Source organism: Amycolatopsis sp. w19, from assembly GCF_051373225.1.
Lineage (GTDB): Bacteria > Actinomycetota > Actinomycetes > Mycobacteriales > Pseudonocardiaceae > Amycolatopsis > Amycolatopsis japonica.
In genome coordinates, this window is record NZ_JBPQFM010000008.1 from 266,345 (window position 1) to 279,782 (window position 13,438).

11 protein-coding genes are annotated in these 13,438 nt (G+C 67.5%); 2 read left to right on the plus strand and 9 right to left on the minus strand.

The window, feature by feature from the left end; translation table 11 throughout:
- Positions 1-41 precede the first annotated feature (41 nt).
- The 5 genes from ACSMFO_RS18905 to typA form a co-directional block, all read right to left on the minus strand.
- Positions 42-974, minus strand: a complete 933-nt coding sequence (locus ACSMFO_RS18905; RefSeq protein WP_143202720.1) for an ABC transporter permease — start codon at positions 972-974, stop codon at positions 42-44.
- The gene (locus ACSMFO_RS18910; protein WP_037342474.1) at positions 967-1,983 is read right to left on the minus strand and encodes an ABC transporter permease; all 1,017 of its coding nucleotides are present in this window, start codon (positions 1,981-1,983) and stop codon (positions 967-969) included. The genes ACSMFO_RS18905 and ACSMFO_RS18910 overlap by 8 nt, the downstream gene beginning before the upstream one ends.
- Before the next feature lie 183 nt (positions 1,984-2,166).
- Positions 2,167-3,972: an ABC transporter family substrate-binding protein gene (locus ACSMFO_RS18915; protein ID WP_038508528.1), complete on the minus strand. Its 1,806-nt coding sequence runs from the start codon at positions 3,970-3,972 to the stop codon at positions 2,167-2,169.
- Positions 3,973-4,259: 287 nt separating this feature from the next.
- Positions 4,260-5,969 (minus strand): ABC transporter family substrate-binding protein, encoded by a 1,710-nt coding sequence (locus tag ACSMFO_RS18920; RefSeq protein WP_436459923.1) that lies wholly within the window; start codon positions 5,967-5,969, stop codon positions 4,260-4,262.
- 1,010 nt (positions 5,970-6,979) lie between these two features.
- On the minus strand, positions 6,980-8,902 hold the full coding sequence (typA, locus tag ACSMFO_RS18925; RefSeq protein ID WP_038508522.1) for a translational GTPase TypA: 1,923 nt from the start codon (positions 8,900-8,902) through the stop codon (positions 6,980-6,982).
- A 195-nt stretch (positions 8,903-9,097) separates the two neighbouring features.
- Between typA and ACSMFO_RS18930 the strand changes: the two genes are divergently transcribed.
- Complete coding sequence (locus ACSMFO_RS18930) at positions 9,098-9,256, plus strand: hypothetical protein (RefSeq protein WP_007028942.1); 159 nt, start codon at positions 9,098-9,100, stop codon at positions 9,254-9,256.
- Positions 9,257-9,263: 7 nt separating this feature from the next.
- Here the strand turns inward: ACSMFO_RS18930 and ACSMFO_RS18935 are convergent, their stop codons facing one another.
- On the minus strand, positions 9,264-9,563 hold the full coding sequence (locus ACSMFO_RS18935) for a YciI family protein (protein WP_037340953.1): 300 nt from the start codon (positions 9,561-9,563) through the stop codon (positions 9,264-9,266).
- 278 nt (positions 9,564-9,841) lie between these two features.
- Between ACSMFO_RS18935 and trpS the strand changes: the two genes are divergently transcribed.
- Positions 9,842-10,807, plus strand: a complete 966-nt coding sequence (trpS, locus tag ACSMFO_RS18940; RefSeq protein WP_038508518.1) for a tryptophan--tRNA ligase — start codon at positions 9,842-9,844, stop codon at positions 10,805-10,807.
- 49 nt (positions 10,808-10,856) lie between these two features.
- Here the strand turns inward: trpS and ACSMFO_RS18945 are convergent, their stop codons facing one another.
- From ACSMFO_RS18945 to ACSMFO_RS18955, 3 genes are read right to left on the minus strand one after another with little or no spacing between them, the layout of a single operon-like run.
- Entirely contained in the window at positions 10,857-11,246 is a 390-nt protein-coding gene (locus ACSMFO_RS18945) for a (deoxy)nucleoside triphosphate pyrophosphohydrolase (RefSeq protein WP_073846233.1), read from the minus strand.
- 10 nt (positions 11,247-11,256) lie between these two features.
- Entirely contained in the window at positions 11,257-12,585 is a 1,329-nt protein-coding gene (locus ACSMFO_RS18950) for an ATP-binding protein (RefSeq protein WP_436459872.1), read from the minus strand.
- Entirely contained in the window at positions 12,582-13,310 is a 729-nt protein-coding gene (locus ACSMFO_RS18955; RefSeq protein WP_037340943.1) for a response regulator transcription factor, read from the minus strand. Before ACSMFO_RS18955 ends, ACSMFO_RS18950 begins: the two co-directional genes overlap by 4 nt.
- Positions 13,311-13,438: the final 128 nt, after the last annotated feature.

A 13,438-nucleotide genomic window follows, 5' to 3' on the forward strand; every position in this document is an offset into this window, starting at 1 on the left:
GCTGAGCCGTGGGAAGGGGGCCTTCACGCGCTAAAGGGGTCTTACGCCTTCATCTTGCGCTGGCGCGGGTCGAAAGCGTCCCGCAGGCCGTCACCGATGAAGTTGATCGTCAGCGAGATCAGCACCAGCACGATGAACGGGCCGAAGAACAGCGCCGGCCGCGCCTGCAGCTGCGCGTAGTTCTCGAGGATGACGCGGCCGAGCGAAGTGTCCGGCAGCTGCACCCCGAGCCCGATGAAGGACAGGGCCGCCTCGATCAGCACGGCCTGCGCGATCGCGAGGGTCGCGTTGACCGTGATGAGGCCGACCATGTTCGGCACCAGGTGCTTGAACACGATGTGGAACGTCCCGGCACCGGACGCGCGGGCGGCGTCCACGAACTCGCGCTGGGACAGCGACATCGACTCCGCCCTGGCGATACGGGCGATCGGCATCCAGCCGAAGGCCGCCAGCACCATCGCGACGATGTACCAGGTACCGCCACCGAACACCTTCGCCAGGATGGCGGCCGCGGCGATCTGCGGGACGATCAGGAACAGGTCCGTCACGCGGGAGATCGCCGAGTCGGTGAAGCCGCGCAGATACCCCGCCATGGCACCGAAAACGGTGCCGATGGTGGTGGCGACGAGCGACACGATGAGCGCGATCAGCAGCGAGTACTGGGTGCCGCGCAGGATCTGCGACACCATTTCCTTGCCGACCTGCGTCGTCCCGAGCGGATACTCCGCGCTGGGCTTGGCGAAGGACGGGAAGGAGCTGTCCTCGTAGCTGTGCGGCCAGAAGATCGGCATGATGATGACGGTCAGCACGAGCAACAGCAGGACGCCGGTGCAGATCATGGCCAGCTTGTGCCGCAGGAACTTGCGCAGGACCAGCTTGCCCTGACTCTGGGGCTCGGGCAGCGCCTCTTCCGGGAGCGTGCCGTCGGCGGACTTGGAGCCTTCCGCCGCGATAAGGGAGTTCAAGTCAGCCAACGCGAATCCTCGGGTCCAGGATGCCGTACATCAGGTCGGCGATCAGGTTGGCGATGATGATGCTGCTGGCGATGAGTACCAGCCACCCCATCATCACCTGCGTATCGCTCTTGGTCACGGCTTCGACGAGCAGCTTGCCCATGCCATTCCAGTTGAACACCGTCTCGGTGATGATCGCGCCCGAAAGCACGGCACCGAAGTTGACGGAGAACAGCGTGGTCACCGGGATGAGCGCGTTACGGAAGGCGTGGCGGAAGATGACCCGGCCGTTGGCGAGTCCCTTCGCACGCGCGGTCCGCACGTAGTCCGCGTTCAGCGTCTCCAGCATCGAAGCGCGCTGGAACCGGCTGTAGGCGGCGAAGCTGATGGCCATGATGGACAGTGTCGGCAACAGATAGGCGCCGACGTAACTGGCCAGGAATCCGCCTGGACCGTCGAAATTCAGCGATTCCGGACTCGTGGTGCGGATCCAGGGATTGCCGAGCACGTCGGACAGTCCCAGGTCGCGCACCCAGCCGTTGAACTCGATCGCGTACCGCTTGAGCACGATGGCGACACAGAAGATCGGCATCGAGAACAGCAGGAAGGCCAGCGTGGTGGCGATGTAGTCGATGATCGAGTACTGCTTGACCGCCGCGACCACACCGACGAGGACGCCGAGGATGAGCGCGAGGATCTCGGCTCCGACCACGAGCTTCAAGGTGACCTCGAACGCGGCCATGACCTTCGGGAACACCGGGGCCTGCGCGTTGCCCTGTGCGATGGACACGCCCCAGTCGCCGGTGACGAAGTTGCCGAGCCATGTGAAGTACCGGGGCACGATGCTCTGGTCCAGCCCGAGCTGCGAGGCCATCTGCGCGATGGCTTCCTTGCTCATCGCCGGGTTGCTCTTCATCTCGGCGAGCGGGTCACCGGTGCCGGCGACCATGACGAAACACAGGAAAGTCCCGACCAACAGGACGGGAATCGATATCGCCAGACGGCGAAGAATGTAGATCACCAGGTTCAACGAACTGCTCCTCATCCGGGCCTGGTCGCCGAAGTGCTGGACCGCTGCCCGGTTGTCCACCGTAGTGGCGGTAACCCTACGGTCAACAGCTACTTCCGGCGGGTACGGGGGCCCGGCTTGTGGCCGGGCCCCCGTACCACCAGGATCGCGTAAGCGAGTGGTGAAAAAGCGGGGCGGAAGGCCCTACTTCTTCTGCTCCCACTCACCGACGTTCCACAGGACACCGTTGTACGACTGCATGTAAGTGCGGTCGATGCCCTTGAACGCCCACATGGACGGGGTCTGGAACAGCGGCAGCGTCGCGTACTCGTCCGCGATCGCCTGGTCGGCCTTCTGGTAGTTCTCCAGCTGCACGGCCTCGTCGGTGGCCTTCACGGCCGCCTCGAAGGACGAGTCGATCGTCGGGTTCGACAGGCCCTGGTAGTTCTGGCTGCTGTCGTCGACACGGGTGATGTAGATCGACTTCTGCTCGGCCTTGAACGGAGCGGCGGACCAGCCGAAGAGCGCGGCGTCGTAGTCGCTGGCCGCGAGACGGCCACCCTTCAGGAAGTTGGCGTCCTGGTCGTCCGTGATCTCGATACCGGCGGCCTTGGCCTGCGAGATGATGATCTCGACGGTCTGCTGACGGCGGGTGTTCTGGTTGTGCGAGATCTTGAACGACGCGCGCTGGCCGCCCTTGGCGAAGATACCGTCGCCACCCTTGACCCAGCCGGCGTCGGTCAGCGTCTTGGCCGCGGCCTCGGCGCCCAGACCGGCCTTGCTGCTGTACAGGTCCTTGAAGCCCTGCTCGCCCGGCATGAACACGATGCTGTTCAGCGGGGTCGCGTCGGCCTGGACCTCCTTGAGGAGCTTGTCGGTGATCTCCTGGCGGTTGACGACCTCGAAGAACGCCTTGCGCAGGGCCTTGTCCTTGAACATACGACCGTAGTTGAGGTCGATGTGCTCGAAGGTCAGCTGCGAAGCCGAACCGTAGGTCACACCCTGGGCGGAAAGGCCCTTCATGGTGTTGGCCGCGGTGGCGTCGGGCTGGGTCGAAGCGGCGACGTCGATCTCACCGTTCTGCAGCGCGGTCGCCATGGCCTTGGTGTCCTCCATCGCCTTCACGACGATCTTGGAGGGGCCACCCTTGCCACCGATCCAGTTCGGGTTCTTCTCGAGCGTGACGGCCTTCTGGTTGGCGTCGAACGCGGTGATCTTGTACGGGCCCGAAGCCGGCATGACGTCGGCCTTGAAGCCCTTGAAGCCGTTGGTCCAGAAGTCACCGGCCTTCGCCAGCTGAGCTGCGTCGCTGGTCGGGGTCAGCTTGGTGATGTCCGCGACGCCCGAGTTCTTCTCGACGATGTGCGCGGGCATGATCGCGGTCGAGTTGAACAGACCCTTGTAGTCCAGGTACGGCTCGGTGTACTTGGTCTCGAAGGTCAGGTCGTCCTTACAGGTCGCCTCGTTGATCAGCTGGTAGCCGGTCGTCGAAGCGGCGAGGAAGGCCTGCTTGCCGTCGGAGGTCTTCGCCTTGCCGGAGTGCGCCAGCCACGACAGGTACATGTCGTCGCAGTCGAACGCCTCGTTGTCCGACCACTTGACGTTCGGCTTGATCTTGTAGACGACGGTCTGCGGCGCCTTGGAGGTGACCTCCCAGGAGTCGAACACGTCGTTGTTCAGCAGCACCTTGTTGTTGCCGTCGAGCACGTCGGCACCGGCGAGCACGGCGGTCAGGATGTAGGTGTTGTACGACGTGTTGGTGTCGGGCGTGTCGTTGTTGTAGCCCGAGTACCCGTCGTCGATGCCCACCGTGACGGTGCCTTCGTAGCCCTTGGTGTCCGCGAGCTTGAAGTTCTCACCGTTCTGCGCCTTGCCGGTCGCCATGCTCTTGATATCGGTCGACGACCCGTTCGGGTCGGTACTGCCGCTGTCGCCACCGCTGCATGCGCTCAGCACAAGCGCGGAGGCCGCGACGAGCGACCAGGCGGAGACTGCCTTGGACTTCCTCATGAAGTGTGCCCTCCTAGCACTGGGCTCCTGAGATCGGAACAGGACCCCACACCGCTCCGGTGAGATGGCCCGGAGCCTATGACACGCCAAGCGACACTCATTTGGCGCACTGCGGGTGCACGCTAGAAAGGAAATGCACGAACAGTCACCAGTTCCGGGGCGATCGTGACCAAAGGGTAACTTGCGGCCGACATCGAGAAATACATCGGTTACCTTGAGGAATCAGTCCGCCACTCGAACGTGCCGGGAAAGGTCACCCTCCAGGGTCGGACTCGGACTCGAAACGGCTACTTCGGACCCCTCGTCCAGTTCACCGCCGACCCGAAAGGGCCCACCATAGGAGGACCTGCGGTTACTCCGGAAATACCAGAGCCGATGGCGAGGGTATCGGCCAGCTGGAACAACGGAATGGCAACATTCCGACGCCACAATTCCGGTTCGAGGGCCGAAAGCGCGTCCGCGGCCGGGGTGGTGCCGGTCAGCGCGGCGTCGATCGACGGCTGCAGGGCCGGATCGCAGAAGCCCAGCGGGTTCGCCGGGACGACGGCCTTGGTCTTGTCGGCGAGCTGATCGGGGCGGCAGCCGAAGCTCGACGCCAGCGCCGAAGCGACGTCCGCACCACCGGTGACCTGGCCGATCACCGCGATGTCGATGCCGACGTTGCCCGCACCCTCCGGCGTCGTCTGCTGGATCCCGTTGAGCACCGGCATGGCGAGCAGAGTCGAGAACAGCTCCCTCGGCTGCGGCGCGATCGCGTTGACCTCGATCCCCGCCGCCACCAGCTGGGCCGTCAGTTCCTTGGCGATCGTCGCGTACGGCTCCTTCTTGGCGGGCGACGCGACGACCAGCGAAAGGTTCTTCCCGTTCTTCCGCCAGGTTCCGGCTTCCTTGGTGTATCCGGCGGATTTGAGCAGTTCCTCGCCCTTGACCGGGTCGGCGGCCGACGGCGGGCCAGGGGCCGGGATCGTCGGCCGGAAACCGGGGGCCGACGGGACGCGGACCTGGGCGTCGGCGCGGAGCTTGTCCGACGGGCCTCCGTCGGCCGCCTCGGTGATCAGCTTTCCGCGGTCGATCAGCGCGGTGACCCCTTCGCGCACCTTGGGATCCGACAGCGTCGGACTCACCGGCCGCAGGAGGATCTGCGCGACCGTGGGGCGCGCGACCGTGTGCAGCTGGACGGCGGAGCCGAGTTCGCCGAGCCGTTTGAGGCCGATTCCGTCGGTCATGGTCATCGCGAACTGGTCGTTGCCGCTGCGCAGGGCGGCCAGTGTGCCCTCCTGATCGGCCGCACGGAGCACGATCCGGTCGAGGGCGGAGGGTTTCTCCCAATAGCGCTCGTTGCGCTCCAGGGTGACCTCTCCGCGCGCGGTGTCGAGCCCCTTGATCGAGTACGGGCCGCCGACGGCCGGGAACGCCGTCGCCAGCGCGCCTTGCCACCCGTTCGGGGCGTCCTTGAGCAGATGGGCGGGCAGGAGATTGTCGAAGAGCGTCTGCCAGCCCGGATACGGCTTGGAGAAGGTGACCTCGACCCGCTTGCCGCCTTCGCGCGACTGGATGTCCGAGATCAGCCGGTAGCCGGCGGCGCCGATGACACCGGGCTGATCGCGCATCGCCTCGCGGAGGTACGCGAAGTCCTCGGCGGCGATCGGCGCGCTGTCGGACCAGGAGGCATCCGGGCGGATCGTGTAAGCGACCGTGAACGGCTGCTGCGAGACGACCTCGGCGGACTTCATCAGGTTCTTGTCCAGTTCGAAGCTGCCGTCGTCCTTGGGGCGGAACACCGACGGGAGCAGCAGCTGCGAGAGCGCCGACGTCACCTGGGACGCGTCGGCGAGGTTGTGGGGGTTGTAGCCGCCGAGGACGTCGTCGACACCCACGACGACCTGCGAAGGCGTCTTCGTGGTCGACGTGCTCACCGGAGAGGCTGAAGAGCTGACCACGGGCGGGGGCGGGGTGTTGCTGCAGGCGGCGAGGAGCACCGCCGCGCACGCCAGCATGGGTGCCGCTGTGGTCCGTGACCGCACGCCTGGATCCTCCTGGTTTGTCCCTCGCCCCGTCGCCATAGAGCTATCACGCCGGACATGGCCTCGGCAGCGAGATTCCCATATCGGCCCGGCCGTCGCCCGACCGGATGCCGTCCTCCTCCGGTGGACGTCCGGGAGCCCCTCGGGGTTCCTGCCTCGCCGAGGCTTTTCGGCGGCACCGGAGCGCGATACTCCGGCAATCGGTTCCGCAAACCCGGAACATTCCGGAACGGCCGCCGGAATGTTCGCCACCGCACGATTCATGGCGGCAACGATCGCGATCGCGAGTCCTATCCGGACGCGTTTAGGAACTTTTGTTTCACGGCGGTCCGGATCCGCATTCGGCGAACCGGCGCGAGCGGCCGCCCCGTCGTCGTTGCGCCGCGTCCGTTCCGGTGTTGTGAACACCGTCCGAAAAGGAGGATCGGCTTTCCCCGGAATTGTACGGAAAGGACCTTTCTTTAACGAAGAACGCTCGATCGAATACGGTGCGTGACCGCATTCGGAGCCGGAAACGGCGAAGGGCGCCTACTCACGGTGAGTGAACAGGCGCCCTCGGCGTTGGGACGGCACGCGTGATCAGACGGACGACACGGGTGATCGAGTGGACGACACGCGTGTCCAGCCGGACGCCTCACGGCCCGGGCGGTCGCGTCAGGGTGTCGTCCACCCAGTCACACGTGTCGTCCACCCAGTCACGCAACCGACCCGGTCCGGGCGGTCGTAAGTGACGATTCGGGCTAAGACCTTACGTATCTGCTGGCCCGAAGTCCGTGAAGGCCTCCTTGAGGGACCCAGAGTCCCTCAAGGAGGCCTTCACGGACTAGGAACACGGGCAGCGGCGTGAGCGGAGGCGTGACTCGCGTGATCAGGGACGTGACTCGCGTGATCGAAGGCCGCACTCGGGTGTTCCGCCTCTGATCACGCGAGTTCCGGCTTCGATCACGTGAGTGCGGTCTCGCCACCCACCTGGCCGATCGGGCTCAGCCGCGGTTCTTCATCTTGTTGCGCTCCTTGGCGCGCTGGTTGACGTCCAGCGTGACCTTGCGGATCCGGACGACGTCGGGGGCGACCTCGACGCACTCGTCGACGGAGCAGAACTCCAGCGCCTCTTCCAGCCCCATCTTGCGCGGGCGGGCCAGCGTCTCCATCACGTCGGCGGAGGACTGACGCATGTTCGTCAGCTTCTTCTCCTTGGTGATGTTGATGTCGAGATCCTCGGCGCGCGGGTTCTCCCCGACGACCATGCCCTCGTACACCTCGGCGCCGGGCTCGACGAAGAAGGTGCCGCGGTCGGCCAGCTGGATCATCGCGTACGCGGTGATCGGGCCGGAGCGGTCTGCGACCAGCGAACCGGAGTGACGGGTGCGGATCTCCCCCGCCCACGGGAAGTAGCCCTCGAACACGTGGTTCGCGATACCGGTGCCGCGGGTCTCGGTGAGGAAGTCGGTGCGGAAGCCGATCAGGCCACGCGCCGGGAGGACGTAGTCGAGCTTGATGCGGCCGGTGCCGTGCCCGCCCATGTGCTCCATCCGGCCCTTGCGGGCGGCGAGGAGCTGGGTGATGCCGCCGAGGTGCTCCTCCGGGGCGTCGATCGACAGGCGCTCGAACGGTTCGTGCAGCTTGCCGTCGATCGTCTTGGTGACCACCTGCGGCTTGCCGACGGTCAGCTCGAAGCCCTCACGGCGCATCTGCTCGACGAGAATGGCCAGCGCCAGCTCGCCACGGCCCTGGACCTCCCAGGTGTCGGGGCGCTCGGTCGGCAGCACCTTGATGCTGACGTTACCGATGAGCTCCTGGTCCAGCCGGGCCTTCACCAGCCGCGCGGTGACCTTGTCGCCGCCGCTGCGGCCGGCCAGCGGCGAGGTGTTGACGCCGATGGTCATCGAGATGGCCGGCTCGTCGACGGCGATCCGGGGCAGCGCCTCGGGGTTCTCGACGTCGGCCAGCGTGTCGCCGATGGTGATGTCCGGGATACCGGCGATCGCGACCAGTTCGCCCGCGCTGGCCTCGGTCGCCGGGACGCGGGTGAGCGCCTCGGTGACGAGCAGTTCGGAGATCCGGACGTTCTGGATGCTGCCGTCCTCGCGCATCCAGGCCACGGTCTGGCCCTTGCGCAGGTTGCCGGAGTGGATGCGGATCAGCGCGATACGGCCGAGGAAGTTCGACGCGTCGAGGTTGGTGACCAGCGCGCGCAGCGGGCCTTCCTTGTCCGCGAAGGGCGGCGGCACGTGACGCAGCAGGGTCTCGAACAGCGGGTCGAGGTTCTCGCTCTCGGGCACGGCGCCGTCGGCGGGCTGCTCGAGGCTCGCCTTGCCGGACCGGGCGGAGGCGAAGACGACCGGGAGGTCGAGGATCGCGTCGAGATCGGCGTCCTCGATGTCACCGGCCAGGTCGAGCAGGAGGTCGTGGGTCTCCTCGACGACCTCGGAGATCCGCGCGTCGGGCCGGTCGGTCTTGTTGACGACCAGGATCACCGGCAGGCCGGCCTCGAGGGTCTTGCGGAGCACGAACCGGGTCTGCGGGAGCGGGCCCTCGCTGGCGTCGACCAGGAGGACGACACCGTCCACCATGGCCAGTCCGCGCTCGACCTCGCCGCCGAAGTCCGCGTGGCCGGGGGTGTCGATGACGTTGATGGTCACCGGGCCGTTCTCGGTCTCGCGGTGGATGGAGGTGTTCTTCGCGAGGATGGTGATGCCCTTTTCCCGCTCGAGCTCCCCGGAGTCCATCACGCGGTCGACGAGTTCGGCGCGTTCCTCGAAGGCGCCGGACTGCCGGAGCATGGCGTCGACGAGGGTCGTCTTGCCGTGGTCGACGTGTGCGACGATGGCGACGTTGCGCAGGTCGGGCCGGGTCTTGCCGGACGAGCGGCCGGCATCGACTGCGGTGGCGCTGGCTGCGGGCACGCGAAGGCTCCAAAGGTTTCAAGTTCGGGTGTGGTGCCCGCGCTCGCGCGTTCGAGACACGCCTGGCCGACTTTGGCCATACGCGGACCACACCAGGATACCTGTAGCCCGACTGTGAGCAGCCCCACGCCCCCAGATCGGTTAGGCTCACCTAACGTGTAGAGGTCGCCGACACCGGTCGGAGAAGGAGCGCGCGTGGGCAAGAAACTACCCGACGACCCGCACAAGCTCGTGCGCAAATGGATGAAGTCCGGCAAGGTCAAGAAGAAATGCTGCCGGTCGAAGTCGCGGTGCGGCAAATGCCCCGTTCTCGCACTGAAAAAGGCGAAAACGAAGATCGCGAAGGCCGCTTAGAAGATCGTCAGTGCACCACCGCCTCGTTGATGGCCCGCAGTTCCGGCGCGGTGCGGGTCGGCGAGAACTCGATCACCTCGTAGGTGGCCATGTGCTTGATCGAGAAGGGGTCGGTCGCGAGGATCGCGTCCAGCTTTCCCCTGGCCATGGGCTTGGTGATGATGACGCCGCCGATGCGCGGGTTGCGCCTGCCGGAGGCGAGGAAATTGCCGTGTTCGTACTGTTTGGTCAGCCAGTCGGCGTGATCAGGGAGCACGTAGTCGATTTCTTCGATGGGCGCGGTGTAGGTCAGCAGGACGACAAACATGAGTTGAAGGTAGACCCGGATCTCCAATATGACGGACGTACTGGCCGGGCTGATATGAAGTGTTGACGCGCAATGCCCGGAATGAGTGATCTGCCCTTCCTTTTCGGGCTGCGGTACGATCGTCGGCATGCGCGCGCAGAACGCCCAGTGGTGGCCGCCCTCCGGCGGCCCCGCAGTCCTGCGCTGAACCAGACGAGCGCACCACCAGGCCGCCCCACCGGGCGGCCTTTTTCGTGCCCGGACCCTGGGGCGGCCCGAATCCGGAAGGAAGAAGGCAGATGATCAGGTTGTCCGGGATCACCCCGTCCGGCCACGTCCACGTCGGGAACCACCTGGGGGCCATCCGGCGCTGGGCCGACGAGGGCGGGCCGGACGACCTGTACTTCGTCTCCGACCTGCACGCCATGACGAACGCGCACAATCCGGCGAAACTGCGCTCGATGGCGTCGGAGCAGCTGGCCGTGCTGATCGCGGCCGGGATCGAGCCGGACCGCGTGTTCGTGCAGTCCGACATAGCGCGCGAGCTGGGGGCCCTCAACTGGGTCCTCGAGTGCACCTGCAACTACGGCGAGGCCGCCAGGATGATCCAGTTCAAGGAGAAGTCGAAGGGCCGCGCCGGGGTCCGGCTCTCCCTGCTGACCTATCCGGTGCTGATGGCGGCCGACATCCTGCTGCAGGGCGCGGACGAGGTCCCGGTCGGCGAGGACCAGCGGCAGCACGTCGAACTGGCGAGAACGCTGGCGAAGCGGTTCAACACCACCTACGGCGACGTGTTCACCATGCCGAAGGCGGTGCTGCCGCCCGCCGGCGCGCGGGTCATGGACCTGGCCGAGCCGACGCGGAAGATGTCGAAGTCGACGAAGGAAGAGGCCGGGGTGATCTTCGTCCTCGACGAGCCCGACCAGGTCCGGCGGAAGGTCAAACGCGCGAAGACCGACGGCGGGTCGAAGCCCGCCTACGCGCCGGATACGCGTCCGGGGATGGCGAACCTGCTGGACATCCTCGCGGCGTGTACCCGCGAGAAGCCCGAGGTCCTCGCCGACAGGTTCGATTCCTACGGCCAGGTGAAGGAGGCCGTCGCCGAGGCGCTCATCGAGGAACTGCGGCCGGTCCGGGAGCGGGCCTTGGCTCTTCTGACCGACCCCGGTGAACTGGAGCGGGTGCGCAAGGCGGGCGCCGTCCGGGCGGCGGAACGGGGTGAGCACCGGCTGCAGTCGGCGCTGCGGCTCATCGGCGCCGGCTGAAGTTCCGTGAAGGCCTCCTTCCCTACTTTGAGGGTAGGAAAGGAGGCCTTCACGGACTTGTGAGCAGGGCGTGCAGGGCGGGCAGGAGGATCCGGTCGGCGGGCAGCCAGTCGAGGTCGTCGAGTTCGCGCGCGGAGATCCACCGGACGTCCTCGTGCTCCACCGCCCGCGGCTCGTCCCCCGCGCTGACCAGCGAAGCGGCGTAGATCCGCAGGACCTTCCCCTTCGGCAGCGGCACGTCTTCGCCGACCCGGCCCGCGACCGTCACGGCGACGTCCAGTTCCTCCAGGCATTCCCGCGCCAGGGCGGCTTCGTCGCTTTCGCCGTCCTCGACCCGCCCGCCCGGCAGCTCCCATTGCCCGGCGTGGTCGGCGGGCCAAGCCCGCTGCTGCGCCAGCAACTGTCCGTCCCGCACGATGGCGGCGCCCACGATCACCACGCGGCACACCTTAACCAGGCCGGGCCGCCTGCCAGACGATCTGGAAGCGCGCCCCGCCGTCGGGCGATTCGCCGACGCGCACCCGGCCTCCTCGGCGCCGGACGGCTTCCGCGACCATCGCCAGTCCCAGCCCGGTGCCGCCGGAGGACCGCGCCCGCGAGTCGGACACGCGGTAGAAGCGGTCGAAGACCCGGTCCCGGTGTTCAGGGGCGATACCCGGGCCGTCGTCGTCGACCACCACCCGCACGGTGGACCGCGCCGCGAGCACCGACACCACGATCTCGCTCCGCGCGTACCGGCAGGCGTTGCGCAGCAGGTTGCTCAGCACCAGCTCGACCTCGGAATGGGTGGCCAGCGCCCACGCCGTCCCGACCGTGCCGCTCACCCGGATCTCGGGTGCGCCGGCGGGCATCCGCGCGACCGCGGCCCGCACCTCGCTCACCAGCTCGACCGGTTCCGCGGGCGGGACCTCCCCCGCGTCCGACCTCGCCAGCGCGAGCAGCCCGTCGAGCAGCGCGGAAAGCCGTTCCGACTCCTCCAGGATGTCGGAAAGCGTCTCCTGTGAGAGGTCGGGATCGGGGTTGGCGACGGCGACCTCGGCCTGCACGCGGATCGACGCGACCGGCGAGCGGAGCTCGTGCGCGGCGTCCCCGGTGAACCGGCGGAGCCGGTCTGCGCCCTCTTCCTGCCGCGCCAGCAACGCGTTGAACTCCTCGGCCAGCGCGCGGAGTTCGTCGTGCGAATCCGGGAGCGGCAGCCGCGCGCCCGGCGGAAGTGCCCGGACCGATCCGCGCATCCGCGCGACCGGCCGCAGGGCGAACCGCACCAGCAGCCACGTCGCGATCCCCGCGCCCACCGCGCCGACCGATGCGACCACGAACAGCCACAACCCGCCGGAGTGCACGGCCGTCGCGAAGCCGACCAGGCCCGCACCCGCGACGACGAGCCGTTGCTGACCGTCGGGTGCGGTGACGACGGTGCCCGCCCAGCGCCAGCTGTGCTCGCCGCCGGTCGTGATCGATTCGCCCGCCTTCAGCGCGCGGACGTCCGTGGGGCCGAGGTTCGGCGGCGGCAGGCCGTCCACCGGGCCGCCTGCGGTGTCGAGGACGCGGATTGTGACCGCCGACCCCGACGGTGTCCGCCCGGCCGAAACGTCGGCCTTCGCGGTCTCCAGCTGAGCGCTCAGCTCGTCGTCGACCGAACCGATGAGCAGCGGCTGCAGGTTGTCCCCGGCGACCGCCGCCAGCCCGAGCAGGAAGCCGAGCGTGACGGTGGCCGCGAGCAGGGTGATCCGGACCTGGAGCGAACGGCGGCGCCACCAAGACGGTGAGCCGATCACCCCTGTCCCGCCGGGGCGATCACTTCGTCGAGCTGCGGATCCGAGGCCAGGTATCCGTGCCCGCGCACGGTCCTGACCAGGGCGCCCGCGCCGACCGCGTCGAGTTTGCGGCGCACGTAGCCGACGTAGACCTCGACGACGTTGCGGGTCGCGGCCTGCTCGTCGCCCCAGACCGCGCGCAGCAGTTCGTCCTTGGTGACGACCGTTCCGGCCCGGCCGGCCAGCACCTCCAGCAGGGCGAACTCACGGGGGCTGAACGCGACGTCGACGCCGTCGTAGCGGACCTGCCGCAGGCTCCGGTCGACTTCGAGCGCGCCGATGCGCAGCGGCCCGCGGGTCCCGTCCGGCGACGCCCGCCGCAGCACCGCGCGTACCTGCGCGACCAGCACGACGAACGAGAACGGCTTAACGAGGTAGCCGTCGGCGCCGAGGTCGAGCCCGTCGGCCTGATCGACCTCGCCGTCCTTCGCCGAGATCATCAGCACCGGCGTGGTGACACCGAGCGCGCGCAGCCGTTCGAGCACGCGGTAGCCGGAAAGCCCCGGAAGCATGATGTCGAGCAGGACGACGTCGAAGGAGCCCGTCTGCGCGAGCCGCAGACCGCTGGGCCCGTCGGCCGCCGTGACCACGTCCATGTCTTCGGCGCGCAGCCCCCGCTGCAACGCCTTGCGCACGCCGGGTTCGTCGTCGACCACCAGTACTCGAGGTTTCACGCTCTTCATCATTCACGCTTTCACCAGCTCACGCGCGACCTCTCAGCGCCATCTCAGCCGGGAAGGCGGAGTCTGAGTGGTATCTCAGCGTTTCCGGGGAAGCGTTGTCGCCAAGACCCGAGCACACTGGGGTTCGGGGA

Excerpts from the sequence above, each read along its gene's own strand:
- ACSMFO_RS18915 (WP_038508528.1), bottom strand. The coding sequence starts at position 3,972 with ATGAGGAAGTCCAAGGCAGTCTCCGCCTGGTCGCTCGTCGCGGCCTCC.
- ACSMFO_RS18920 (WP_436459923.1), bottom strand. The coding sequence starts at position 5,969 with ATGCTGGCGTGCGCGGCGGTGCTCCTCGCCGCCTGCAGCAACACCCCG.
- ACSMFO_RS18935 (WP_037340953.1), bottom strand. The coding sequence starts at position 9,563 with ATGTTTGTCGTCCTGCTGACCTACACCGCGCCCATCGAAGAAATCGAC.
- trpS (WP_038508518.1), top strand. The coding sequence starts at position 9,842 with ATGATCAGGTTGTCCGGGATCACCCCGTCCGGCCACGTCCACGTCGGG.
- ACSMFO_RS18955 (WP_037340943.1), bottom strand. The coding sequence starts at position 13,310 with ATGATGAAGAGCGTGAAACCTCGAGTACTGGTGGTCGACGACGAACCC.